The sequence below is a fragment of the Chryseobacterium gregarium DSM 19109 genome, from assembly GCF_000430845.1.
Classification (GTDB): Bacteria; Bacteroidota; Bacteroidia; order Flavobacteriales; family Weeksellaceae; genus Chryseobacterium; species Chryseobacterium gregarium.
In genome coordinates this window covers 215,092-241,908 of the sequence record NZ_AUMU01000001.1, presented here as the reverse complement: position 1 = coordinate 241,908, position 26,817 = coordinate 215,092, and the positions used below count along the sequence as shown (strand labels likewise).

Here is a 26,817-nt window from a genome sequence, read left to right as displayed (position 1 = left end):
ACACTGAAGTCTTAAACAGCTACATTATTATCTCTCAGCGCATCATTCAAAGAAGTTTTTTTATCCGTAGATTCTTTTCTCTGGCCGATGATCAGCGCACATGGCACCTGATATTCTCCGGCAGGATACTGTCTTGTATAACTTCCCGGAATTACTACCGAACGGGCAGGAACCCTTCCCTTGATTTCTACAGGCTCAGGACCGGTAACATCAATGATTTTTGTAGAAGCGGTCAGTACAACATTGGCTCCCAATACGGCTTCTTTTTCTACATGAACTCCTTCTACGACGATACATCTTGAACCGATAAAGCAATCATCCTCAATAATCACCGGAGCTGCCTGAAGCGGCTCTAAAACACCGCCGATCCCCACTCCGCCGCTCAGATGGACGTTTTTACCGATCTGTGCACAGCTTCCTACCGTTGCCCAGGTATCCACCATCGTTCCTGAATCTACATAAGCTCCGATATTTACGTAAGAAGGCATTAAAATAACTCCTGAAGCAATAAAAGAACCTTCTCTTGCAATCGCATGCGGAACTACCCGTACTCCTTTTTCAGCATAATTTCTCTTCAAAGGAATTTTGTCATGAAACTCAAAAGGCCCTACCTCAATCGTTTCCATTTTCTGAATCGGGAAATACATCACTACCGCTTTTTTCACCCATTCATTCACCTGCCATCCGTTTTCTGTAGGCTCGGCAACACGAAGACTACCTGCATCCAATAAAGAAACAACTTCTCTGATGGCTTTGCGGCTGTCTTCATTCTGCAATAGATCTCTATGATCCCAAATATTTTCAATGGTCTGTTGTAATGACATGTCTGTGGTTTAAAATTAATAGCGGCAAATATACAAAAAAGTTCTGTGTAACCTTGTCAGGATTTAGAACCCTAACAAGGTTAAAGAATTCTCTGGGCATGCAGATATGCCTTATTCCAATACACCTCGTTTAAGGATGAAATAATCACCCCTTTGGTCGTTGAAGCATGGATAAATTTCACTTCACCGTCGTTTCCGATATCATGAACAATACCGACATGGGAAACACGGTCTCCTCCCGCAGTTGAAAAAAACAAAAGGTCTCCGGGTTTCACTTCCCTGATGTCTATTTTTTTTCCGGCCCCGGCTTGGTCTGATGATCTTCTGGGAAGCTGGTAGTCATTTTCTTCAAAGACTTTTAAGGCAAACCCGGAACAGTCGAAGCCGGATGAGGTATTGCCGCCGAATTTGTAGGGGGCACCCAGATACTTTTCAGCATCTTTTAAAATTTCGCTGATGGATTTTGAAATATTTCCGTCAAACTTAGAATCGAGTTTACGTAGATTTTCAGTTTTTGCTACGGACGGTGAGATTCGAGGATTTCTTTTTAACATAACATTTTTTGAGCTTCCACACGAAACAGAAATGGCGGAAGTAATGAGCAAAACAGGAATGGTTTTTAGTTTTAAATTTCCATAATTCAATCTGTTCTTCATATTTTGTATATTTTCTGCTCTAAAGATGCTTACAAATATAAATAAATTATACTTTCCCTGTATTTAATTTGTGGTAGGAAATTATGGCATAAAAAAAGCTATTCAAAAGAATAGCTTTTTTTATTAATACAATTTTATTTAGATTTTTTTGTCCCTGTCCAAGTTCCTGACTTTGTGGGTGTAATGGCTAAATTGGACCAGCTGCCTGAACCTTTTTTATTTCTTCTCAGCGTCCCATTGAATTCACCATTTTCAGGCATCCCTAAAGCTGCCGTCAGTTCTCCCGATTCACTAAGATGTCCGGAAATGGAATAATTTTTAGTGGTCTGGGTTGAATGCATGGTCCCTGTGACTTTTCCGTCGGCAGCCACTACAATGTTCCAGTCGCCTTTCTCAGTTCCCTTATAAGTTCCGGCCCATGTTCCGATGAAATCATAAATGGTATCTTCATCTTTGCCACAACCAATGAATAAAAAAGCCGTCAGTAAAAGTAAAAATATTTTCTTCATAGTTTTATAAGTAGTTTTATCACTTAACTCATTACTGGCCCATTTTATCAATAGCCAGTATGCCTCAAAAAGATATTTTTGAATGCTGACAAATATAGAATTTTTATTTGATTTTAAATACTTTTTAGATATTTAAAAACACTTTCATTTTGATAAAAATTCAGTTTTATTTAAAATTACCATATTTTTCAGGGTCTATTTACCCCATATTAGGTACTGATTAATAAATAATATTATCCTTTTAGCAAAAAGAAGATGTGAACAAAAAAAATATTCCTGACAAAAATGCCGGGAATATTTGGAGTTCCTTAAAATTTATTTTTAATAGTTGAATTTTTATTTTCAATTATTGTGCCACAATTAAACCGAAAGATTTAATCTAAGGATAGTTTTTAATCTTCACATTATAAAAAAAATAAGGCTCTTCAATCGAAGAGCTTTAGATAATCTTGTGGAGAATACGGGATTCGAACCCGTGACCTTTTGACTGCCAGTCAAACGCGCTAGCCAACTGCGCCAATCCCCCGTCATGCTTCTGTTCTGAAGCGGTACAAAAGTAAGTATTTAAACTAGATCTGCAAACATTTTTGGAAATTTATTGTTAATTTTTTTAATATTTTCCAATTAAATATCTTAATGTTTAAGTTAATAATTAATTATCAAGCATTTATAAAATAATAAAATTCAAATTTTCAGTGATAAAAAACGCATGTCAAAGATAACATGCGTTTTTATAATCTATTTTCAGAACGAAACTACTTCCATCCGCCTCCAAGTGCCTGATAAAGTTCTACGGCAGCTCTCATTTTATTGTATTCTGCATTGGCGATATTCAGCTCTGCATTTAAGGAGTTTACACTGGCATTCAGTACTTCCAGATAATTGGCCATACCATAATTAACCAGTTCCTGAGAATATTCAACTGAATTTTTATAGGCATTTAATTCTTTCTGCTTTAATTCAATGTAAGAATCCTGAACCGAAAATACCCTGATAGCATCCGAAACTTCTTTTCCGGCTGTAAGCACAGCTTTTCTGAAGTTCAGGTAGGCGGTTTCCTGATTTGCCAGACTGACTTCATAATTCGTTCTAATTGCTCTTCGGTTTAAAACCGGTTGTGCCAATCCTCCGACAATACTCGCAAATAATGAATTTACACTGAACAAATGATCAATATCTAATGATTGAATCCCTCCACTTCCCGTAAGTCTTAAAGTAGGATAAAACTGTGCTTTTGCAGAATTTGTCAGTTCAAAAGCATTCATTAAATTATATTCTGCTCTCATTACATCCGGTCTGTTTGCTAATAACTGGGCCGGATATCCTAATTTCACATCAATAGGAAGCTGCTGTCCTTCCAATGTCGATCTTTCAATGGAATGTGAGGGCTCACCCATCAGCAGGCTCATCGTATTTTCCAGAAGCTGGATCTGGGTGTCAATGTCGATCAGTAAAGATTTTGCATTGAATACCAATGCTTCACTTTGCTGAACGGCAACTTCCGTTAATGTTCCGGCTGTTTTCAAGGCTTTTGTCGTTTCCAGGTTTCTCTCACGGATTGCAATGGTTTCCGTGATGATTCTTTTTTGGGCATCGTAGGTCAACAATTGATAGTAAGAAGAAGCAATAGAAGCAACCAGATCACTTTTCACTGCTTTATGAGCGGCAACACTTCCCAGGTAACTCGCCAACTGCGATTTTTCCTGGGATTTTAATTTACCCCAAATATCTGCCTCAAAAGCTACACTTGCTGTTATATCCAGCTGATTGATATAACGTCTCTGCCCGAATAACTGTCCGGTCTGCGTATTTAATGATTGCGTTTGAAAAGTATAGCCGGGACCCACCGTTAAAGTGGGTTCATACGCAGCTTTACTTTGCTTTAAATAAGCTTCTGCAGAAACAATGCTCTGCAGGGCGATTCTAATGTCCAGGTTATTATCCAGGGCTTTGGTAATATGACCCTGAAGTATCGGATCAGTGAAGATCTGTTTCCATGAAACAGTTGCGATATTGGTGCTGTCCGAAGGAAGCATATCGGTACGGTACAGTTTCTCATCAGCAACTTTGTCCGGCCTCTGATATTCTTTTCTTACCGTGCAGGATGATACGGCGGCAAGAATGATGACTGAAAAAGCAGTTCCTTTTATTATTATTGATAAATTTTTCATTATTTAAATCTTAAAGATTTCTTATTCAGCTAAATTGATATCTTTTTGCTTAATGGGTTTAATTTTCTCCTGCAAAGTCTGGAAAACCACATACAAAACAGGAATGACAAATACCCCTAAAATAGTACCTATCAATAATCCGATCGAAGCACCGGTTGCAATCGACCTGTTCCCGACAGCACCAATCCCGCTTGCTAATACCAATGGCAATAAACCGAAGATAAATGCCAATGAGGTCATCAAGATAGGCCTTAGCCTTGCTTTGGCTGCATTAATCGCAGATTCCACAATGGTTTCACCATGATGTCTTCTCTGAACCGCAAATTCGATAATCAGAATCGCATTTTTAGCCAGTAACCCCACCAACATGATCAAGGCAATCTGGAAGTAAATGTTATTTTCAAGTCCCATGATTTTCTGTCCGAAGTAAGCCCCCATCACCCCGAGCGGAAGTGAAATGACCACCACCAAAGGCAGAATATAACTCTCATACTGAGCCGACAGAATGAAATAGACAAATACCAGACTTAAAGCAAAAATCAGTAATGTCTGTGATCCTGAATTTAATTCTTCTCTGGTAAGACCTGTAAATTCTACGTCATAATTCTGATCAAGCGTTTCTTTCGCAACCTCCTGCACCGCAGTAATGGCATCCCCGGAACTGAATCCGGCTTTGTTTGCCCCGGTAATCTTTACGGAAGTAAACAGGTTATAACGGCCTACCGACTGAGGACCATATGTTTTTGTCAATGTCACAAACTGTGAAATCGGCGACATTTCCCCGGAACTCGTTTTAATATAATACTGGTTAAGATTATCTGCATTTACTCTATTTTCAGGAAGCGCCTGAATCATTACCCTGAACTGTTTCCCGTATTTGGTAAAGTCAGCCCCGTAAATTCCACCGATATATCCCTGCATCGTCGAAAGAATATCATTTACTGAAACCCCTTTTTGCTTGGCTAAAGGAACATTAATCTGCATCATATACTGAGGGTATTTTGTATTGAATGAGGTCTGGGCAAATTCAATTTCAGGCCGCTGCATCAAGTTCCCGATAAATTCGTTCGTTTTCGCATCCAGCTGGGCAAAATCGCCTCCCGATTTATCCAGAAGTACCATCTCAAAACCTGCACTGTTCCCGAACCCCGGTACACTTGGCGGCTGGAAGAATACTACTTTGGCATCCGGCACTTTCCCTGCAAGGCCAAATAAACGCTTGGAAATCTCTTCTGAGGATAGGCCATCGCCTTTTCGGTCGTCAAAAGGTTTTAATTTGATGAACGCAAGACCGTTGTTACTTCCGTTTCCGGACAGTAATCCTCTACCTGTAGAAATCGTCACATTCTGGATTCCCGGAATCTGCATGGCATTTTTCTGCAGTGTTTTCAGGACATTGTATGTTCTTTCCATCGACGCTCCGGGCGGAAGCTGTACATCGGTAAAGATAATCCCTCTGTCTTCCGTAGGTACGAAACCTTTCTTCATGCTGCCGTTTGCCCAGTAAATAATTCCTCCGGTAACCACAAGGATGACCAAAGTTACCCACTTGTGCTTGATAAGGAAATTAAATCCTCTTCCGTAACGGTCTGTGGCTGTTTTAAAGCCAATATTGAATTTATAAAAGAATTTCTGAATGAAATTTTTATTTTTATAACCTTCATGATGATCTTCATGAGGCTTTAAGAATAATGAACATAAAACCGGACTCAGTGTCAATGCATTAACCGCCGAAATGATGATGGCAATGATCAGTGTGATTCCAAACTGCTGATAGAAAACACCGGTAGGGCCTGTAATAAAGGTAACAGGAATAAATACCGCTGCCATTACGAGGGTAATTGAGATAATCGCTCCTGTGATTTCATCCATCGCCTCAATAGTGGCTTTTTTGGCATCCGATATCCCGTGTTCCATTTTGGCATGGACCGCCTCGACGACGACAATGGCATCATCCACCACAATACCAATCGCCAGTACCAACGCAAAAAGCGTTAAGAGGTTTAATGAATATCCGAACAGATTCAGAAAAAAGAATGTTCCCACAATAGATACCGGAACCGCAATGGCCGGAATCAATGTTGATCTGAAATCCTGTAAGAAGATATATACAACGATAAATACCAGAATAAATGCTTCAATCAAAGTATGGATTACTTTTTCGATGGATGCATCCAAAAATTCATTCGTATCAAAGTTGAAAGTATATTTTACGCCTTCAGGATAAGTGCTTTCATTATCTTTAAGCTGTTTTTTAATATTCTCGATAATTTCCTGGGCATTGGATCCCGGCGTCTGGAAAACCCCCATACTGATAGACGGGTTATCTCCGTTTTCACCGATTCCGCTGTATGACAAGCCTCCCAATTCCACTTTCGCAACATCTTTCAGCATTAAATTCTGTCCGTCCGGAAGAGATTTGATGATAATATCGTCATACTGTTCTTTTTCACTGAACTTCCCGACATATTTAATGATATATTCAAAAGAGCTTCCGCTGTTCTGTCCTAAAGATCCCGCAGCGGCTTCCCTGCTCTGGTCATTGATGGCATTGGTAACTTCCGTTGGAGTGATTCCGTAGGCTGCCAGTTTAGCCGGGTCAAGCCAGATTCTCATAGAATAGTTTTTACCACCGAAAACGCTGGCCTCACCTACTCCATTGATTCTCTGGAGATCCGGAATCACATTGATATTCAAAAAGTTCTGAAGATAGACATCATCAATATTTTTATTTTCAGAATAAAAAGAAAGATACATCAAGGCACTCGTCTGCTGTTTCTGCGTTACCACCCCTGAACGCGTAACTTCACTTGGAAGGAGCGGGCTTGCTCTGGCGACACGGTTCTGAACGTTTACCGCAGCAATATCTGCGTCGACGCCCTGTTTAAAAAATACCTGAATCTGAGCCGAACCGTCATTTCCTGCTGTGGAAGTGATATAATCCATTCCTTCCACCCCGTTGATCTGTTCTTCAAGAGGTACAACGACACTCTTCATAACTGTTTCAGCATTGGCTCCGGTGTAATTGGCCCTGACACTTACCGTTGCCGGGGCAATGTCAGGATACTGGGTAACCGGCAGTGAGATCAGTCCCAAAACCCCGAGAATCACAATCAGGATAGAGATTACGGTGGATAAAACCGGTCGGTTGATAAAATTTTTAATCATTTTAGAATTTCGGTTTTATAGATTGAACAAGACTATCCATTTTTATGGGTTTCGGTTTCACGGCAGTTCCCGGCTTTAAAGCGCCGACCCCTGCTGCAACAACGGTTTCACCTTTATTAACCCCTGATTTGATAAGCGCCATATTGTCGATCCTGTCGATTACATTAATAACAACGTTCCTTGCCGTATCGCCTTTATCCACTTTATAAACATATACAATACCCTGCTGCTCGTAAGTGGCACTTTCCGGGACAACCAGTACATTATCATATGCTTTCGGCAATCTGATGGTTCCGCTGTTTCCGTTGCTCAATAACTTCTGGGCATTGGTAAAGCTTACCCTGAACTGAATGGTTCCCGTAGTAGGATCAATCTGCCCTGTGATGGCCTCAATCTTTCCTTTTTCCGGGTAAAGGCTTCCGTTGGCCAGCTGCAATTCAACCATCGGAAGGTTTTTAATTTTCTCCGGCATCGTGGCCCCTTTGGATTTTTCAAGGAAGTCGAAGTATTCTTTCTCATTCATTGAAAAGTAGGCATAGACTCCTGATGTATCCGAAATTGTCGTTAAGGCTGACTGGTCAGTAGGGCCCACCAGGCTTCCCACTTTCAGCGGAAGCTTTCCGATCACCCCTGAAATGGGTGCACGGATAACAGAATATTCGATATTGGCTTCTACCCCTTTATAATTAGCCACCGCCTGGCTTTTTGCCGCCCTTGCCTGCTGCAACTGAGCCTGAGCCTGAGCCAGATTGGCCTGTGCGGTCTGCAGCTGGACATTGCTGATGATATTTTTCTGAACAAGCGGCTTTAGTTTGTTGACTTCCACATTGGCTGCGCTTACTGCAGCCTGTGCAGCAGCAATAGTAGATTCCGCCGCGCCGATGCCTGCTTTGGAAGCCGCCGCATTCTGGCTCAGAATATTGGTTTCAAGTCGGAATAAAGGCTGTCCTTTGGTAACATACTGCCCTTCATCTACGAGCACCTGAGTAATGTATCCCTGAATTTTAGCACGAACATCATTATTCACTCTTCCTTCAATACTGGCAGGAAATGTCTGGTAGCCGACTATATTTTTTGACTCCACTTTGACTACAGGATAAGGCTTAGGGCCATCCTGTTTCGGAGCTTCTTTTTTGCAGGCTGTCAAGGAAATTGCTGCAACAGAAAGTATAAATAGTTTATTATTCATATTATAGTTTATTAAGAGATTCCTGAATATTAATTATATTTTTATTTAAAAGCACTTTGTAAGCTTCCATCTTTTCGTCATATCCGACATTATTTTTTTTGAAATGATCTAAATCATCCAGCAGTTTTAATTCGTCTTTCATTTTTTGGACAATTTTTTCAAATCTTAGCTTCTTATATTCGTCATTGATGAAAAAATATCTTTTCCGCTCGTCCATTTTATTATGATCTATAATAAGTTCCGCATTCAGCAACAGTGAAATACTTGTAGAGACCGAACTTTTGCTTGCACAAAACACTTCGACGAACTCGTCAAAAGGTATGCCTACTTTGTCATAATCAAACAGCAGATATGCATAGATTTTTGAAGCTAAAGGAGGTAAGCTGAAAACAGCCCCGTAAAACTTCACGGCTTCCTGGAAAATTTTTTCATCAATTTCTATACTCTTATGCATGGTATATAAATTTGATGCAAAAATATAAATTAGTTCAGAACTAAACGAACAAACCTAATAGAGTTTATGTATAGATAAAGTGATAAAAATTCAATAAGGAGTATTGTGGGAATTTATTAAATAATAATTTTCTCAAAAGCTTTCCTCATTCCTCCTGCGAGAAAAACTTCTCCGCAGTAGCTGTAGCCTTTATTTTCAAGGATTTTAAGCATCGCCGTATTGTCAAAATTAGTATCGACTTTTACACTTTGGATCCCATGGGACCTGGTAAATTCTTCAATAAGATCGAACAGTTTCTTTACCATTCCCTGCCCTGCAAATTTTCCGTCAACGGCAACCCGGTGTACTACGACAAATTCTCCGTTACTCAGCCAGGCTCCGTCGATGGTACTGTAAGCAGGCTCATCATTTAGAATCAGAGCCGTATATACTGCGATTTCGCCATCTACCGTCATCACATACCCGAACCCTTTTTCAATGTCACTTTCTACTGTTCCCAGATTTGGATAGCCCTGCTGCCATTGAGTGCTGCCATCCTGTTTTCTCCTTTCAATAGCCTGTTGCATGATGTCCCAGATGGCATCACGGTCTTCAGCTTCTGCTTTTCTTAGTCTGATTTCTGAATTCATGTTATAAAATTTAGCCGTAAAAATTATATTTTTATCTTTTTCCCTTAACCCTAATAGATTTACGGTTTCGATGTTCACCGAAAACCTGAATTAAAAAACCGAAAACTAATTAAAATTAATTTTCGGTTCGAAGTAGTAAAATTTAAAATTATGAAATTGTTATTGATTTTCGCTTTGCTGCAGATAAGCATCGATAATGTCAAATGCCTTTTTTTCATCTTCCAGATCTACCATAACCTTTAACGATGTAGCCGTTGGTGTAGTGGTAAAAGTAAGATAATTGTTTTCAACTTCATTGGTGATTTGTGCATCGTCCAGCTTGGATTTTATCAATTGGATCTCTGCAGGTTTGTCGCTTTCAAAAACTGATACTCTTGTACTTCTTTCCATGTTCTATCTCGTTTAAGTATCTAAATTTATAACATTTTTTTGAAAATTACAAGTTCAAAATTTAAATTTTGTTAATATTGTTTTCAATTTTATCCAGTGCAAGCTGGATTTCTTCTCTGGAGACATTAAGGTGAGGCCTGAACCGGAGCGACTGATCGCCACAGGCAAGAATGATCATCCCGTCGCGCCAAAGCTCGTCTCTCAGTGTATTTCTCTGCTCGTGGGTAAATAAATCAATTGCACATATTAATCCACGACCTCTGGCATTGGTCAGTTTTTCCGGATATTTTTCTTCCAGTTTTTTCAGCCCTTCCAGTAAATATTCTCCGACTACTCTTGCATTCTCTACCAGGTTTTCTTGTTCAATAACTTCCATCACCAACTGGAAACGGAGCATATCAATGAAATTCCCTCCAAACGTCGAGTTGATTCTTGAGCTTTCCCTGAATACATTATCCGGCACTTCATCAAACTTTTCCTTATTGGCCAAAATGCCGCATACTTGTGTTTTTTTCCCGAAAGAAATAATGTCCGGTTTTGCTGTAAAATGTTCAAAGGCCCACATTTTTCCGGTCATGGCAATACCCGTCTGCACTTCATCAAAGATCAGAAGAATGTCATGCTCATCACAGATCTTTCTCAGACCGGTAAAAAATTCGTCCCTGAAATGATTGTCGCCCCCTTCCGCCTGAATCGGCTCAATGATAATGCAGGCGACTTTGTCAGGATTCATCAGAATGGCTTCTTCAATATTCAATAAAGCCAGTCTTTCGTTTTTGATGGTTTCTTCCAGATTTTCCTCTGTGATGGGGAAAGTCAGTTTGGGATTTAAGATTCTTGGCCAGTCAAACATCGGGAAATACTGATATTTTCTCGGGTCAGAGGTATTGGTTAAGCTTAAGGTATACCCGCTCCTTCCGTGAAATGCCTGTCTGAAGTGGATACAAATTCCGGCTTCGGTATCAAGACCTTTTTCAAAGTTCTTTCTGGTCTTCCAGTCGAAACAAGCTTTCATGGCATTCTCCACAGCCAGTGATCCGCCTTCAATAAAAAATGCATACTGAAGCTCTTCAGGAATGGCCACCCTCTCAAAAACTTCCAGGAAATGAGCATATTCTTCCGAATAGACATCTGCCAGCGTGGGTTTATTGACCGCCATTTTTCCCAGCCACTCTGATTTTTCCACCAGGTAAGGGTGGTTATACCCGATAGAGGCGGATGCGAACATGGAGAACATATCCAAATATTCTTTATTGGTCAGCTTGTCATATAACCAAGATCCGTGGGATTTTTCAATATCCATCACGAAATCAAAACCGTCTGCCAAAACGTGCCTGCCGATGGTTTCTTTAACTCTATTTGCCTGTATATCTATTGTTGTCTGTTCCATATTGTGAATTGAAATTTATTAAAAGATCAAAAATTAGAGATTCTTAATCGTTTAATTTTAAATAATTAGAGTAATACTTTTATAAATCAAATTTAATCCCCTGTGCCAAAGGCAGACTCGCAGTATAATTTATCGTATTGGTCTGGCGTCTCATGTAGTATTTCCAGACGTCGGAACCTGATTCTCTTCCACCTCCGGTTTCTTTTTCACCTCCGAAAGCGCCGCCGATTTCCGCACCGGAAGTCCCGATGTTGACATTGGCAATTCCGCAGTCTGACCCTGCATGGGAAAGGAACAGCTCTGCCTCTCTTAGGTTCTGCGTCATGATGGCAGAGGATAATCCCTGCGGAACATCATTCTGGATAGCAATAGCTTCGTCTAACGTGCTATACTTGATTAAATATAAAATCGGCGCAAAAGTCTCATGCTGAACGATCTCGTAAGAATTCTGAACTTCAGCGATACACGGTTTTACATAACAGCCGGATTCGTATCCTTTTCCGTTCAGCACTTCGCCTTCAACCACAAAGTTTCCGCCTTCTTCCTTACATTTTCTGATTGCTTCTTCATACTGTGTAACTGCTACGGTATCGATAAGCGGGCCTACATGATTTTTCTCATCGAGCGGGTTCCCGATCTTCAGCTGGCCGTATGCTTTTACCAGTCTGTTTTTTACTTCATCATATACATTTTCGTGGATAATCAGCCTCCTTGTTGAAGTACATCTCTGACCGGCAGTTCCTACGGCTCCGAAAACGGCTCCGATAATCGACATGTCAATGTCTGCATCTTTAGAGATAATGATCGCATTGTTTCCTCCCAATTCAAGGATTGATTTCCCGAACCTTTCGGCAACTTTAGATGAAACCATTCTCCCGACTCTGGTAGAACCGGTAAATGAAACCAGGGAAATTCTTTTGTCATCCACTAATTTCTGTCCGATTTCATGATCTGCAACCAGAACACTCGAAATTCCGTCATAAAGACCGTTTTCCTTCAACACCTCATTCATAATATTCTGACAGACAATGGCACACAGCGGTGTTTTTTCTGACGGCTTCCAGATGGTTACGTTTCCGCAGATCCACGCCAAAGCGGTATTCCATGCCCAAACGGCTACCGGAAAGTTGAATGCTGTAATGATTCCTACAATTCCAAGTGGGTGGTACTGTTCATACATCCTGTGGCCCGGCCTTTCAGAATGCATGGTATATCCGTGAAGCTGTCTTGAAACTCCCACGGCAAAGTCGCAGATATCAATCATTTCCTGAACCTCACCCAATCCTTCCTGTAAGGATTTACCCATTTCATAGGAAACAAGCTTACCCAAATCATCTTTATATGTTCTTAATTTCTGGCCTAACTGCCTTACGATTTCCCCTCTTTTAGGAGCCGGAATGAGTCTGAACTCTTTAAAAGCTTTTTCGGCAGTTTCAATTACTTTATCGTAATCAGATGTCCCGGAAGTCTTTATTTTAGCAATCAGATTGCCGTCTACAGGAGAATAGCTTTCTATGGTTTTTCCAGAGGCAAAGTATTTCCCGCCTGATGAAGTCCCTTTATTTTCTTCTTTAATCCCCAGATTTTTGAGTGTTTTTTCGATTCCAAAATCCTTTACTTTTTTAGACATAAAAATTTTACTTTTCGTTTTCCCTAAAGTTAAAAATATTAAGCGAACTGCAAAATTTTAATTTTGGCCTCTTTTTTATTTGGACTAATTATAAACATGCTTATCTTTGTACAGTAATCATTTGAATTTCAGAAATGGAAAATAACAAGACGATACAGGAACCGCTGCAAGAAAAAAAGGATTCTAAATGGAAAAGCCTGGTAAAGAAGTTCGGTATTGGAGGCATTATCTTTTTTACCGTCAAAGGCATCATTACTTCCACGCTTATTTATTTTCTCGGAAAAAATTTCTGGACGGTGATCAGCAATTACTTTTCGACGATGTTTGATTAATTGATTAATATATAAAATGTAAAAAGCAGGGAAAATTTCTCTGCTTTTTTATTATCAATGTATGGTATTCTAATCTTTTTTCTTTCTTCCGGACTCAATTAATTTTTGATGCAGCAAATACTCAATCTGTCCGTTCACACTCCGGAATTCGTCATTTGCCCATTTTTCCAGAAGCTTGTAAGTAGCTTCATCCATCCTTAAAACGAAAGATTTTTTGCTTTTATTTTCGGAAAGATTCTGAGCTTTTTCTAATTTCATTTTATTGATTTCTATTTCTGATCGTGATAATTTATTTTAAATGCAATTTTTACGTAGCTTTTTTATTGAACTTTATATGTAATTCCGCAGAGGCATTTCAATTCGGCAGTTATTTTGTGTTCGGTCATTCAAAACGAAATAAAGTAAAAAATTCATTACTCTACTAGTGTTCTTTTTGTGGAAATGACAACCTTTATCTTGATAAATTAATTATACAAAGTTCCGGCATTTAAGATCGGTTGTGCGGCTTTTTCACCACAAAGAACCACCATTAGATTGCTTACCATGGCAGCTTTTCTTTCATCATCCAGTTCGACGATATTCTCTTCAGAAAGCTTTTTTAACGCTAAATCTACCATACCGACAGCTCCTTCTACAATCTTAGTTCTTGCTGCAACGATGGCCGTTGCCTGCTGTCTTTGAAGCATAGCGCCGGCAATTTCCGAAGCATAAGCCAAATGTGAAATTCTTGCCTCCTGAATGATGATGCCTGCTTTTGAAAGCCGGTCTGTAAGTTCCTGCTCCAAAATAGAATTGATCTTTTCGCCCCCTTCTCTTAACGTAATCGGGGCGTGATCGTCTTCCAGATTGTCATAAGGGAAACTCATTGCCAAATGACGTACCGCCGCTTCACTCTGCATTTTTACAAAGTCTGAATAACGCTCAACATCAAAAGCTGCTTTGTAAGTATCTCCCACTTTCCAAACCATTACGACTGCAATTTCTATGGGATTTCCCATTTTATCATTTACTTTCAGCGTCTGCCCCTGAAGATTTTCAGAACGGAGAGACATTTTCTGTGAAGAATACAAAGGGTTAATGAAGAACAATCCATTATCTTTTACCGTACCCACATATTTTCCAAAGAAGTTCAGGACTCTTGAATGATTGGGCTGAATAATCATCAAACCTTTAATGAAAAAGAAAAATGCAATAAAACATGCTCCTGCTAATACGATATTGGTAATATTTTCACGGTCTGTCCCTGTGATAAATAAGTAAGCAGATGCTACGAACAAAACTAAACAAATAACTAAAGCGAGATACCCCGACATTGGTTTTAAAACTTTTTCCATGATATAATTTTTATTTTGATATTAATTTGATATCATAAAGATATAATTAAGTTTTGAATGGCAGGTGATAAGTTTTGAGTTTTTTTTATTTATTTTAAATTACAATAAGCTCTCAGTTATTCCAATAATATCTACAATTTTAACTTTTTTATTCATATCCTTAATTTGACGATTTCATATTGAATTCGGATAGTTGAACTATTTTTTATTATCATTTATTCCGGTCAGTTTATTCAATTGTTGAATTGAGCAGATCTTATACAGGATTTTTTTAACATCTACTTCTATTTCAATAAAAAATCCCTGAAAATTAATTTTCAGGGATTCTGTTTATATATAAATCTTAAAGTCTATTTTTTATTCAAAGATCTGAATTTAACATAAGAAACGGCTGATAAAAGTGCCATCGATGCTAACCCGATATATACCCATGCCGGAACCGGAACCGGATCTCCTGCCGCGTATGAATGCAGACCGCTCAGATAATAGTTTACCCCGAAGTACGTCATTACCATGGAACAGAAGGCAAACATGGTGGCTACGTGGAATGCCCATCGGTTTCTCAGCCCCGGAACCAGTCTCATGTGTAATACGAAAGCATAAACCATGATGGAGATGAATGCCCACGTCTCTTTCGGGTCCCAGCTCCAGTACCTCCCCCAGGATTCGTTAGCCCAGATTCCGCCTAAAAAGTTTCCTACGGTTAAAGCGAACAAACCGATGGTTAAAGACATTTCGGAAACGATCACCAGTTCCTTCAGTGTGGTATCATGATGGATTTTATAATCTTCTTTATTTGAAATAATATAAAATACCAGACTGATCACGGCAATAATCATTGATAAAGCAAAGAAACCGTAACTGGAGGTAATAATAGCCACGTGAACGATCAGCCAATATGATTTTAATACGGGAACCAGTGGTGTAATCTGCGGGTCAAGAGCCGAACCTCCATGGGCAAACCCCATCATGATAACAGCTACCATGAATCCGGCTGCAGGAATCAAGGCATTGGAATTTCTGTACAGGATTAATCCGGCTGTAATTCCTACCCACGAAATGAAGATAATGGCTTCGTATCCGTTACTCCACGGCGCGTGGCCTGAAATATACCATCTGGCAATCAGTCCCAGGAAATGGAAAATATAGCCTATGGCGCCTATAACAACAATCGCTTTAATAATTTTATTTAAAGATTTTCGGGATTTGAACAACTCAACAAAACCTAAGATCAGCAGTAGGCTTCCTACGATGGTGTAGAAGATTAAAAGTTTAAAATTGAGGTTCACCTCATTCATAAATACTTCCAGGTCAACTTTTGACTTCGAAGGGACCACCGCTTTACCCCATTTCTGCTGGTAGTCTGAAAGCTTGGCCAGTTCTGCATCTACCTTGCTCCAGTTCCCGCTCTGCTGCGCCTGTAACACTTCTGCGAAATAAGGTCCCATTACTTTCTGAGACTCAATATCTGGTTCCATTTTTTGGTCCAGCCATGAATGCCAGGTATGGTTCGCATCATTTTTCACAGGAACAATTCTCATAAACTGTCCGCTGAAAAACTCATTGAAAATCTGAACCCTTTCGTTAACCGAAATCACTTCCTTGTCATAATTGGTCTGTTCAGATGGTTTTTTACGGAATGCCGTGTTATAATCGTGCTCAAGGATGTAGGATAAATTCCCGTTGGCATCTGCCGGGAAAAGATTCATTAATGAAGTATAGTCTTCATCGTTGGCTTTTGTTTTCTTTTTTAGTTCATCTCCTCCTTTTGATCCCACTTTGATCATCGGAACCATTGTCCAGCTCGGTGTATCGGTATTGACCGACAGGAACCATTGATTGGCAGTCAGAGATTTTCCGTCTGTTCCTTTAAACTCATCTTTTTTATACAGCTTTCTTAAAACATCCAGTGCTTCCGTGTTGATCGGAACAATTCTTCCTTCAAAATTCTGAACCAGAAGATACCCGAATTTGTCTGCATGTTCTTTGCTGATTTTATTTCTTGCTATAATTTCATCAGCAGAGATCATTTTCATTTTGCTCAGCGGTGCTGCTAGTGAATTCTGTTGTGCTTTCTGCTGAACCTTTGTTTCAGGTGCCGGAGCGGGATCATGGCTGTGGTTGTCACCTTCCGTATGGATATGTTCCCTGCTTCCGTCGGTTGTTCCGTGTGTTTCGATTTTCTGAGCGCTTAATCCCAGGCTTAAAAACAACAGAACTATTGTCGCCGCTCTTTTTTTATTAACATCCTTCAGCATTTTATTCAGTTTCCAGAAATGGGTTCCTTTCCAGAAGAAAACAACGAAAAGACCTCCGAATAATAAAGCATATCCGATATAGGAAATCAACGTTCCCCAGAAATCATGGTTAACGGAAAGTACGGTACCCATCCTGTCCGGATCAAAGCTGGACTGGAAGAAACGGTATCCTTTATGGTTTAAAACGTGGTTCATATAAATTTTAAAAGGCGTCTGCTTGCCTTCATCAATAATTTTAATATGGCTTTCATAAGCACTCGGAGAGGAACTTCCCGGATAAGTTTCCATCACGAAATCATCCAGTTTCAGCGCAAAAGGCGTATTATAGATTTTAGGACCAAAACCGATCATAATGTTCAAGCCGTCCATGGCAATCTGCTTGTAGGCATTTGGGTTGCCTTTTTCTACTGATAAATCAACCAGCTGTGTCGTTTTCGGACCCTGAATTTCAACGGTAAGCATGTCCGGAACATTCTGGTCTTTCTTTCGGTCACCTTCAAAAGCCATCAGCTTTCCTTTCTTTAATCCTTCAGGGACAACCAGTTTTAATTCGTTGATGCTGTATAGGCTTCTTAATACCAGTGGCTGGAATTCGTCTTTTACCGTATTGCCTGTAGCCTGCGTAGCCATTGTCATAAAGGATGCATCCACCGGGGTCTTGATCATCAGTTTCCCGCCGTCATTTCTGAATTCTACGGCTCCTTCAATCGCCCTGTTGAAAGTAACCAAAGTCCCGTTTATGGATTTGGTCTCTCCCGGTTTGATATAGATATTCTGCCTGCCTGTATTCCCTGTAGAAACCAGATGAAGATATTGTGCGCCATTCGGGTCAGCAATTAAGCTGTCCTTTTTTCTCTGAACATAATCCTTGGCAACCACTTTTACATGTTTTCCGCGGAAATCGTACGTTGCCTGTAAATCTTTGTGCAGCGGAGACATCAGATACGGAATGTCCTGATAATCTAGGGCATCGCCTTTTTCTTCAATCTTGATCTTAAGGAAATTCTTATCGGTTACAATCTCGTTTGATGTTTCCCCTTCCCTGATGTGCATCGTACCTTCAAAGCTGATGTACCGGGTCACGGCTCCACCAACGAAAATCAATACGAAAGCAAGGTGAAATACCAGTACCGGCCATTTTTCTCTCCTCCACAACCTGTATCTTCCGATATTACCGATGAAATTGAGAATGAGCAGGAACATAATAAGTTCAAACCATTTCGCTTCGTAAATTAATGCTTTTGCTGTTGGAGTTCCGTAGTCGTTTTCTAAGAACGTTGCATATGCCATCGCGAATGCGTACACCAATAACAACACAGCCATTGTCCTGGTCGAGATAAGAATATCCTGGAGTTTCTTCATGTTATATATACTTGATAGGCAAAAATAAGGATGATAAACTATAAAGAGGGTAAAAAAAGCTGTTTTTTATCATTTTAAAGAAGTCAGACGTTATTTTGAAACATTCTTAATAACATTGATTGAGAGTGAGAAAAATTGAATCCGTCATCCCCTATGCAGAAAAAATTCTATAACCACAAGCCATAATTATAAAGATAATACGGAACCTACTTTATAATTAACCGCTTTGTGCATAAAAAACAACAATACGCTGTATTGATCATGATCGGTAGAATAGTTTCACTTATTGTTTACACCATTTTTAAAATAAAAAAGATTCCTTTACTATAGAAAAAACATTAAATTTGTTCCCATTGATATTATGGACAAGAATACATCAAAACAACAGCAGGAATCGCCTGAAAAGGGCAAATTTTTATCGAAGCCCAGAGTCTTTTTCGGGCTTACCTGTATCCTTTTTTCTGTAGTGCTTACCTTTTCATTTGTCTCTTACTTAATGAATTGGCAGGCAGACCAGAGCCAGGCGGGAACCATGCTTGACAAAAGCATCAAATCTTCCAATCTTTTCGGCAAGCTGGGTGACTGGCTTGGAAATATTTTTATTTTCGAAAGTATCGGAGTGGCTTCATTTATTATTGCCTTTTTATTCCTGGTATTCGGGACACTAATTCTGAAAAAGAAAATGTTCAAGCCCTGGAAAACGGTCGGCCACTCGCTGTTTTTTATCTGTTGGCTGCCGATCCTGTTCGGAGCGGTTACCAAAGGTCAGGGAGTCCTGAGCGGAGTCTACGGCTATCAGATTATGGATTCTTTGAATGCAATTATCGGAAGTGTCGGACTTTGGATGGTCCTGGCAGCGAGTATTGCTCTTTATTTTATCCTGGAATTCAATCTTCGCCCGAGCTCTATCAAGTCCAGACTGAATGATATTAATGAAAATACCATCGGAAGGGTAAAATCGATGATGCCGAGCTCCGATGAAAATTTTGAAGCGGACGAAGAGCTTATCGAAGAAGCCGGAATTGCTGAAGAACCTTTGCCGAAAATCACGGTTACCGAATCGGTAAAGTCCAAAACCCGTATACCGGACCCTGTCGCTGTTCCGAAAGGATTTCCTGAAGTTCCGGTTTCCACGGATCTGGATACCATCGTAACACCGAACCAGACCTCTTTTGAGGAAGAAAAAAACGATTTTTCCCAGCCTCTAAATGTCAATCTGAATCTCAGTTCAAAACCTGCAGTACCGACTTCCAATCCGGAAGAGGCCTTTGACATGAGACCTTCCGCTCCGCCGGTAACACCTGTATCAGCACTTGTATCTGACGAAGAGATTAAATTCAATGTAGAAGTGGCTAAGGTGGTTGACATCTTGGATGATTCAGACAGAAAATCCAATGAACTGGTACAGAAACACGGGCTTTATGACCATAAACTGGATCTTGCCAATTTCCAGATGCCGACTGTGGATCTTTTACAGGATTACGGAAATGAGGAAATCTCTATCAATAAAGAAGAACTAGAAGAAAATAAAAATAAAATTGTCGGATTACTGAAGAATTTTAATGTTGGAATTGCTGAGATCAAAGCAACGATAGGTCCTACGGTAACTTTATATGAAATAGTTCCGGAAGCGGGAATCCGGGTATCAGCCATCAAAAAGCTTCAGGATGACATTGCGCTGAACCTTTCGGCTTTGGGAATCAGAATTATTGCGCCGATGCCGGGGAAAGGAACGATAGGAATCGAAGTTCCGAGAAAAAACCCTACCATGGTTTCTATGCGCTCAGTGATTGCTTCCCATAAATTCCAGAATACGGACATGGATCTTCCCGTGGTTTTCGGTAAAACGATTTCCAATGAAATTTTCATGGCTGACCTTTCCAAAATGCCTCACCTGCTGATGGCGGGAGCTACAGGACAGGGTAAATCGGTAGGGATCAATGCCATTCTTACTTCCCTCCTTTATAAAAAGCATCCGAGCGAACTGAAATTCGTGATGGTGGATCCTAAAAAAGTAGAGCTTTCATTATATTCAAAAATTGAAAGGCACTACCTGGCGAAATTACCAGATTCAGAGGATGCTATCATTACAGATACCAATAAAGTAATCAATACCCTGAATTCTCTCTGCGTAGAAATGGATATGAGGTATGACCTGCTTAAAAATGCATTCTGTAAAAACTTAAAGGAATACAATAAAAAATTCACGGAAAGAAAATTAAACCCCGAAAACGGGCACCGCTACTTACCTTATATCGTTTTGGTGGTTGATGAGTTTGCCGATTTGATTATGACGGCCGGAAAAGAAGTGGAGTTACCGATTGCCAGACTGGCCCAGTTAGCCAGAGCCGTAGGCATCCATCTGATTGTAGCCACCCAAAGGCCTTCGGTCAACGTTATCACAGGGATGATCAAGGCCAACTTTCCTGCCCGGGCGGCGTTCAGGGTAATTTCAAGTGTAGACTCCAGAACAATCCTGGATTCTCCAGGTGCAGATCAGCTAATCGGTAAAGGAGACATGCTGTACTTCAACGGAAATGAAATTTTAAGGCTTCAGTGTGCCTTTGTAGATACGCCTGAAGTGGAAAGACTGGCCGAATTTATCGGGGAACAGAAAGGGTATGCTTCCGCATTCCTCCTTCCGGAATATGTTTCTGAAGATTCTACCAGTACCGTGGGTGCTTTTGATCCTAATGAAAAGGATGCTTTATTTGAAGAAGCGGCAAGAATTATTGTTTCCACGCAGCAGGGTTCCACCTCGATGCTTCAGAGACAGCTTAAATTAGGCTACAACAGGGCCGGAAGAATTATGGACCAGCTTGAAGCCATCGGGATCGTAGGCGGATTCAACGGGGCAAAAGCAAGAGAGGTGCTCATCAGTGACCTTCATTCTTTGGAACAGTTTTTGGAAGACATGCGCAGTTAACGGAATTACCGTTAGTTTAACTTTTACCATTTAAAAAAGTCTAAAGATTAAAGAATTAAATAAAATGAAAAATATTATTTCAAAGGTGGTTGTAAGCAGTCTGGTTGTAGGAGCAATAGGCTTTACAAATGCCCAGAAAATTGATGCCAAAGCAAAAAAAATATTAGACGATATTACAGCAAACTATAATTCTAAAAAGAATACATATTTCAAATTCTCTTTCGGAACCGGGACTAACGGTCAGGTATCCAAAACAGAACCGGGAATCTATTACGCTGCAGGAGATAAATATAAACTGAAAATCATGGAAATAGAACAGATTTTCGACGGAAATAAAATTTACAACATTAATGTGGAAGACACGGAAGTCACCGTAGCGAAGCCCAACGGCAGCGGCTCTATGTTCTCCCCTATCAATTATCTTTCCACTTACAGAAAAGATTATAACGTCACTTACAACGGTAAAAAAAATGTAGACGGCGTAAATGCGGATTTCATTAAGTTGACTCCGGTAAAATCAAACGGGATTAAATATGTCTATCTTTTCGTAGATTCAGCAAAAAAACAAATGGTAAAGCTAGAGCAGCATGGCAGCAATAATGATGTTGCCGTCATTGCAATTAAAGATTATAAAGAAAATCAGAATCTGGATTCGGGAATGTTTGTTTTCGATAAGGGTAAGTATAAAAATTACCTGGTTACGGAATTATAAAGTGAATTATATGTTAATCTGAAAAGCGGAAATCTTTCCCTGCAACATACATTTCAGGTTTTTACAGAGATACGCCTCCATTTAATTATAAAATTTCATAAAATATAAGAGCTGCAAAGGAAACTTTGTGGCTTTTTGATTAATTTTGGCGAATGTTTAAAATATTAGACCGGTATATCATAAAAACTTTCTTCGGACCGTTTATTTTTATATTCAGCGTACTGTTTTTCATATTTATTGTTAATATTGTATGGGTTCAGCTAGGCCAGTTTATGGGGAAGGGATTAAGCTCATGGCAGATTCTTAAACTGCTGTTTTACCTTGGGGTAAGTGTGATCAGTATGGTTTTGCCGCTTACCATCCTGCTGGCAAGTATTATGGCATTTGGTGAATTCGGCGAACGCTATGAGCTTGCCGCTATGAAGGCAGCCGGAATTTCATTGACCCGCGTCATGCTTCCGCTGTTGGGAGTGACTTCTATTATGGCGGTCATGCTTTACTTTTTCTCCAATAATATCATTCCGGATTTTCAGCGGAAAGCCAAAAATATGCTCTTCAATATTGCCCAGACCAAACCGGCACTGAACTTTACTCCCGGGCAGTTTATCGATCAGATTCCCGGCTACATGGTGAAATTTGATAAAATTACCGGGGAAAACGGAGAAAATATTACCGGTGTTTTTATTCATAAAAAAGCAACCAGTTATGAAAATCAACGGTCTATCGTTGCGGAAAAAGGAAGATTTGTGCCGGCAGCCAACAAAAATTACCTTCAGCTGGTTCTTTATAACGGCTACGTGTATGAAGATAATTTTGCAGGGAAAAGTGAGAATGTCCGCTTAAAACAGCCCGATCAGTCAATTAAATTTGATTCCCTGGTTTCACATTTTGACGTAAGCGATATCATCAACAGAGCCATTGAAGAGGAAAAGATTACAGATGATTACCGTTTCCAGACCTTTAATCAGCTGAATATAACGATTGACAAAACCAAAAAGGACAACGAGAAATTCTTCACCAATGTCAATAATGATGTGCTCGGTCAGACGAATTCGGTAATAAGCTACATGGATACCAAGCAGAACAGGGCAAAGGCAAAACCCAAGCAGATTCTGAAACTGGACACTCTGAAAAGTGAAAAGAGACTGGAAATCATAAAAAATGCCTACAGCAGACTGGATAACCTGAAGACCACACTGGATGCTAAAAATAACGAAATTAATCCCGGGATAAAATATTACAGCAAAGTGGTAATTTACCAGCAGCGGATTATTACCTATTCATTTACCTGTATTATTTTCTTCCTGATCGGGGCCAGTCTGGGTTCCATCATCCGAAAAGGAGGCATGGGGCTTCCGGTTATCATTGCCATTGTTATATTCATTATTTTCTATATCATCAATGTAGGGACGGAAAATATGTCGTGGTCGGGCAAACTGAATCCTTACCTGGCTGCGTGGGTCCCCAATATGGTGCTTTTCCCTTTCGGCATCTGGATGACTTATAAAGCACTGACAGATTCCCAGTTATTTGATGCTGAAAAGTACAAAGCGCTGTTAAAGCCGCTCATCAAACTATTCGTTAAAAATAAAGAACACCAACGATATCAGTAATAAATTGGTAAAATAAAGAGAAGATCCGAATGTTTCCGGATCTTTTTTTATGGTATGTTAAAATTTCCTTTTATATGGTTATAAAAATTACCTTTGCCGGAATCTAAATATCAACTTATGAAAAAATTATTACTTATTGGATTATTCGGCCTCGTTTCACTGAACGTTTATGCGCAGGATGACAATACTGAATATGAAATGAGAGCCTATGAAAAGCCAGGCTATATTATCGATAAAAGCGGAAAGAAAATTGAAGGCATTGTAAGGTTGGCCGGCAGTGAAACGAGCCCGTGGACCAATCAGAAAAAAGTAAAGTTTATTGCGGCTTCTGATATTGACAGTTCTAAGAAAAGACAGAAATTCAAAACGCTTGACACCGATGACCTGAAAGGATATATGGCTATTGACAATGATGCCGAAAGACATTTTGAAGCCATTAAATATACCAATACCAAAGAAGGATTCAATACGGCAAACGGAGGACTGAGCGGAGGCTTAAAAGCATTTAACAACCTTACGAAAAGCACACAGTTTGCAGAAGTTGTAGCCGACGGGAAAATCAAGGTATATCGGTTATATGGTTTCCCTACTACCTTTTCAGCAGGCGGGCAGATTGATGCAGCGGAAAAAGAAAATAAAAGAATGAGGGAAAATCCTTCTTACGTGTATTCCAAAAAAGGAGGAAAGCCCGAAGAACTTACGCTGGCCAAGGCGAAAATGATTGTGGCAGACTGCCCTGTGGTCAAAGGGAAAATCGCGAGCGGGGAATACGGATCACTTAAAACCGATACCAAGCAAAGATCCGGATTAGGCAAATTTATTAAAAATGAAGTTGACAAAGCCATGTCCGATAACCTTTCTATCGTTAATGAAGTCATTTTTGATTACAATGAAAATTGTAAATAATCACTCCTAAAAATCTATAAAAGCAGTTTCAGAGGTTGGAACTGCTTTTTTTGCGCTTATTTTTCTGCACGTTTTTTGTTAGGTAACAGTAACCCATCACCTGATTATTATGAAAACCGCACTTCTTACTTTAAGTTTAGCTCTCATCATTTCATGTAAAAAAGAAAACCGTCCGGAACATCAAAGACAAGATATCGCTAAAGACAGTATGTCTATTAAAAGCATCCCGGATACAGTAAACAGTGACACTATAAAATCCGTGGATGATATTAAAAAAGAGTATGCTGTGATCAGTAATCTTTTGGCAATGAAAAAATTAGATTCCTCCAGCAGATTTACGTATTACTGTAATGAACGAGAAGGTGAAGTAGTCTTATACAAACAGGATGGGAAAATCCGAATGGTGAAAGATTTTTATGCAGAGCACAGCCATTTTTCTTCATTCACTCAGTATTTCATTAAAGATAATCTGGTCTTTTTCATTTTTCAGGATGAAACATTATGGAATTTTGACGGCGGGACTGCCGAAAAGCCGGAAACAAAAGATGACATTACAGAAAAACGCATGTATATTTTAAATAATAAAGCAGTACAGTGCCTCGAAAAAAAATATTCTATACGTTCTAAAGGGAACAACAGGCAACCGGATAAAATAGCCAGCCGGGCAACCCAGTGTGATATTTCAGAATTATTAAAGAATTATCAGGCCATCATCAGAAATAAAGATAAAAAAGGCGAACTCAAATGCCTGTAAAAATAAAATCGGCTTCTGAAAAAAAAGCCGATTTTTTATATTGTAAAAACTGAACATTATACTTTCATAATTTCAGCTTCTTTTACTTTAAGATGATCGTCACAAGCTTTCACATATTTATCCGTAAGAGTTTGAATGTCTGCTTCCACTCCCTTAATAAGATCTTCGGAAACACCGTCCAGCTTTTTAAGTTCTTTAATGCCGTTCTGTCTTGCATTTCTTATCACAACTTTTGTATCCTCAGTTTCACCTTTAGCCTGCTTTGCCAGCTCTCTTCTTCGTTCTTCCGTCAAAGGCGGGACATTAAGGATAATATTGATTCCGTTGTTAGAAGGGGCAAACCCTAAATTTGAATTGATGATGGCTTTTTCGATATCATTAATCGCTTTAGAATCCCAAGGTTGAATAGAAATCGTCATCGCATCCGGAACAGATACATTGGCAACCTGGTTGATGGGAGTCAATGATCCGTAATATTCCACCATGACATCCTGAACCATATTCGTAGACGCACGTCCCGCCCTGATTCTCTGAAATGCATGATCCAGGTGCTTAACGGCTGCTTCCATGTCGTCTTTTACAGACTCTACTATAAGATCTAATTCTTCCATTATATAATAAAAATTTGATAAATTGCACATTTATAAATAATCGGTATCCGTATTTTTGAATTTCTGAATCTCTTAATGAGACTAATTCCTAAATCCTGGTACCAAATGCCTGAAATTACAAATCAACTAAAGTACCAACACTTTCTCCGTCTATAATTTTTTCCAGATTGCCCATTCTGTTCATATCAAAAACAATAATAGGCAGCTTATTCTCGTGGCTCAGGGTAAAAGCGGTCATATCCATTACTTTAAGGTTCTTAGCATATACTTCATCGAACGACAGCGAATTGTATTTTACGGCATCTGCATTCGTTTCAGGGTCGCTGTCATAAATTCCGTCTACTCTTGTTCCTTTTAAAATAACATCTGCACCGATCTCGATAGCTCTTAAAGTGGCTGCTGTATCGGTTGTAAAATAAGGATTCCCGGTTCCGGCACCGAAAATAACCACCCTGCCCTTTTCAAGATGTCTTACGGCTCTCCTTTTGATGAAAGGCTCGGCTACTTTATCCATTTCAATAGCAGACTGAAGTCTTGTCCTGATGCCTACATCTTCCAAAGCGCCCTGCAAAGCCATTCCGTTGATTACTGTTGCCAGCATGCCCATATAGTCACCCTGTACCCTGTCCATTCCCTTAGCAGCACCCGCAACACCACGGAAAATATTTCCTCCTCCGATTACAATGGCGACTTCACAGCCTTTATCCACTGCTTTTTTGATCTCAGTTGCATATTCCTGTAGCCTTTCGTTGTCAATACCGTATTGTCTATTCCCCATTAAGGCTTCACCACTAAGTTTGAGAAGGATTCTTTTATATTTCATTTTAATTTTTAAATAACTTTTAGCTGTGTCATTTTCCTGTAGAATTTGACTTTGCAAATATAATCATTAATAATATTGCTTTTACATATCGATCATAAATTTTAAGAACAGCCCCTTTCAATATTAAAAGTTTGGGCTTATAATATACTTTTCGAATAATAGTATGGATTTTTTTG

The 26,817-nt window shown here is 39.6% G+C and carries 22 protein-coding genes and 1 tRNA gene; 6 read left to right on the top strand and 17 right to left on the bottom strand.

Features of this window, described 5'->3' with window-relative positions; translation table 11 throughout:
* Positions 1 to 11: 11 nt before the first annotated feature.
* From H561_RS0101235 to amaB, 12 genes are all read right to left on the bottom strand, one after another.
* On the bottom strand, positions 12 to 824 hold the full coding sequence (locus H561_RS0101235) for a 2,3,4,5-tetrahydropyridine-2,6-dicarboxylate N-succinyltransferase (RefSeq protein WP_027385344.1): 813 nt from the start codon (positions 822 to 824) through the stop codon (positions 12 to 14).
* An 80-nt stretch (positions 825 to 904) separates the two neighbouring features.
* Positions 905 to 1,480, bottom strand: a complete 576-nt coding sequence (locus H561_RS0101230) for a C40 family peptidase (RefSeq protein ID WP_034761056.1) — start codon at positions 1,478 to 1,480, stop codon at positions 905 to 907.
* Positions 1,481 to 1,614: 134 nt separating this feature from the next.
* On the bottom strand, positions 1,615 to 1,989 hold the full coding sequence (locus H561_RS0101225) for a hypothetical protein (protein ID WP_027385342.1): 375 nt from the start codon (positions 1,987 to 1,989) through the stop codon (positions 1,615 to 1,617).
* Between the two features lie 452 nt (positions 1,990 to 2,441).
* Positions 2,442 to 2,515, bottom strand: a tRNA-Ala gene (locus H561_RS0101220).
* 229 nt (positions 2,516 to 2,744) lie between these two features.
* A complete protein-coding gene (locus H561_RS0101215) occupies positions 2,745 to 4,160 on the bottom strand; it encodes an efflux transporter outer membrane subunit (protein WP_027385341.1) in 1,416 nt (471 codons plus the stop codon).
* Between the two features lie 21 nt (positions 4,161 to 4,181).
* Positions 4,182 to 7,328, bottom strand: coding sequence for an efflux RND transporter permease subunit (locus H561_RS0101210; RefSeq protein WP_027385340.1), 3,147 nt, complete (start codon positions 7,326 to 7,328; stop codon positions 4,182 to 4,184).
* A gap of 1 nt (position 7,329) precedes the next feature.
* The gene (locus H561_RS0101205; RefSeq protein ID WP_027385339.1) at positions 7,330 to 8,517 is read right to left on the bottom strand and encodes an efflux RND transporter periplasmic adaptor subunit; all 1,188 of its coding nucleotides are present in this window, start codon (positions 8,515 to 8,517) and stop codon (positions 7,330 to 7,332) included.
* Between the two features lies 1 nt (position 8,518).
* Complete coding sequence (locus H561_RS0101200; protein WP_027385338.1) at positions 8,519 to 8,971, bottom strand: hypothetical protein; 453 nt, start codon at positions 8,969 to 8,971, stop codon at positions 8,519 to 8,521.
* A 116-nt stretch (positions 8,972 to 9,087) separates the two neighbouring features.
* Complete coding sequence (locus H561_RS0101195; RefSeq protein ID WP_027385337.1) at positions 9,088 to 9,600, bottom strand: GNAT family N-acetyltransferase; 513 nt, start codon at positions 9,598 to 9,600, stop codon at positions 9,088 to 9,090.
* Positions 9,601 to 9,759: 159 nt separating this feature from the next.
* Complete coding sequence (locus tag H561_RS0101190) at positions 9,760 to 9,990, bottom strand: DUF2007 domain-containing protein (RefSeq protein WP_027385336.1); 231 nt, start codon at positions 9,988 to 9,990, stop codon at positions 9,760 to 9,762.
* A gap of 61 nt (positions 9,991 to 10,051) precedes the next feature.
* A complete protein-coding gene (gene lat / locus H561_RS0101185; RefSeq protein ID WP_027385335.1) occupies positions 10,052 to 11,380 on the bottom strand; it encodes an L-lysine 6-transaminase in 1,329 nt (442 codons plus the stop codon).
* Positions 11,381 to 11,459: 79 nt separating this feature from the next.
* The gene (gene amaB, locus H561_RS0101180) at positions 11,460 to 13,010 is read right to left on the bottom strand and encodes an L-piperidine-6-carboxylate dehydrogenase (RefSeq protein ID WP_027385334.1); all 1,551 of its coding nucleotides are present in this window, start codon (positions 13,008 to 13,010) and stop codon (positions 11,460 to 11,462) included.
* A gap of 134 nt (positions 13,011 to 13,144) precedes the next feature.
* On the opposite strand from amaB, the gene H561_RS21880 reads away from it, so the two are divergent.
* Positions 13,145 to 13,342: a hypothetical protein gene (locus H561_RS21880; protein WP_034761052.1), complete on the top strand. Its 198-nt coding sequence runs from the start codon at positions 13,145 to 13,147 to the stop codon at positions 13,340 to 13,342.
* 69 nt (positions 13,343 to 13,411) lie between these two features.
* On the opposite strand, the gene H561_RS21875 is transcribed toward H561_RS21880, so the two are convergent.
* The 3 genes from H561_RS21875 to ccsA all read right to left on the bottom strand — a co-directional run bounded on the left by H561_RS21875 (position 13,412) and on the right by ccsA (position 18,296).
* Positions 13,412 to 13,600, bottom strand: coding sequence for a hypothetical protein (locus H561_RS21875; protein WP_034761049.1), 189 nt, complete (start codon positions 13,598 to 13,600; stop codon positions 13,412 to 13,414).
* A gap of 206 nt (positions 13,601 to 13,806) precedes the next feature.
* Positions 13,807 to 14,676 carry an SPFH domain-containing protein gene (locus tag H561_RS0101165; RefSeq protein WP_027385333.1) on the bottom strand — a complete coding sequence of 290 codons (870 nt, stop codon included), beginning with the start codon at positions 14,674 to 14,676 and terminating at the stop codon, positions 13,807 to 13,809.
* 350 nt (positions 14,677 to 15,026) lie between these two features.
* Complete coding sequence (gene ccsA / locus H561_RS0101160; RefSeq protein ID WP_027385332.1) at positions 15,027 to 18,296, bottom strand: cytochrome c biogenesis protein CcsA; 3,270 nt, start codon at positions 18,294 to 18,296, stop codon at positions 15,027 to 15,029.
* A gap of 361 nt (positions 18,297 to 18,657) precedes the next feature.
* On the opposite strand from ccsA, the gene H561_RS0101155 reads away from it, so the two are divergent.
* From H561_RS0101155 to H561_RS0101135, 5 genes are all read left to right on the top strand, one after another.
* Entirely contained in the window at positions 18,658 to 21,222 is a 2,565-nt protein-coding gene (locus H561_RS0101155) for an FtsK/SpoIIIE family DNA translocase (protein WP_027385331.1), read from the top strand.
* Between the two features lie 64 nt (positions 21,223 to 21,286).
* Positions 21,287 to 21,934 carry a LolA family protein gene (locus H561_RS0101150; RefSeq protein ID WP_027385330.1) on the top strand — a complete coding sequence of 216 codons (648 nt, stop codon included), beginning with the start codon at positions 21,287 to 21,289 and terminating at the stop codon, positions 21,932 to 21,934.
* A gap of 152 nt (positions 21,935 to 22,086) precedes the next feature.
* A complete protein-coding gene (locus tag H561_RS0101145) occupies positions 22,087 to 23,547 on the top strand; it encodes an LptF/LptG family permease (protein WP_027385329.1) in 1,461 nt (486 codons plus the stop codon).
* 117 nt (positions 23,548 to 23,664) lie between these two features.
* Positions 23,665 to 24,453, top strand: a complete 789-nt coding sequence (locus tag H561_RS0101140; RefSeq protein ID WP_034761046.1) for a hypothetical protein — start codon at positions 23,665 to 23,667, stop codon at positions 24,451 to 24,453.
* A gap of 109 nt (positions 24,454 to 24,562) precedes the next feature.
* Positions 24,563 to 25,207 (top strand): hypothetical protein, encoded by a 645-nt coding sequence (locus H561_RS0101135; RefSeq protein WP_027385327.1) that lies wholly within the window; start codon positions 24,563 to 24,565, stop codon positions 25,205 to 25,207.
* 56 nt (positions 25,208 to 25,263) lie between these two features.
* Here H561_RS0101135 and frr read toward each other — a convergent pair whose 3' ends face one another.
* Complete coding sequence (gene frr, locus H561_RS0101130; protein ID WP_027385326.1) at positions 25,264 to 25,818, bottom strand: ribosome recycling factor; 555 nt, start codon at positions 25,816 to 25,818, stop codon at positions 25,264 to 25,266.
* 115 nt (positions 25,819 to 25,933) lie between these two features.
* Positions 25,934 to 26,641 carry a UMP kinase gene (gene pyrH, locus H561_RS0101125; RefSeq protein ID WP_027385325.1) on the bottom strand — a complete coding sequence of 236 codons (708 nt, stop codon included), beginning with the start codon at positions 26,639 to 26,641 and terminating at the stop codon, positions 25,934 to 25,936.
* Between the last annotated feature and the right edge of the window lie 176 nt (positions 26,642 to 26,817).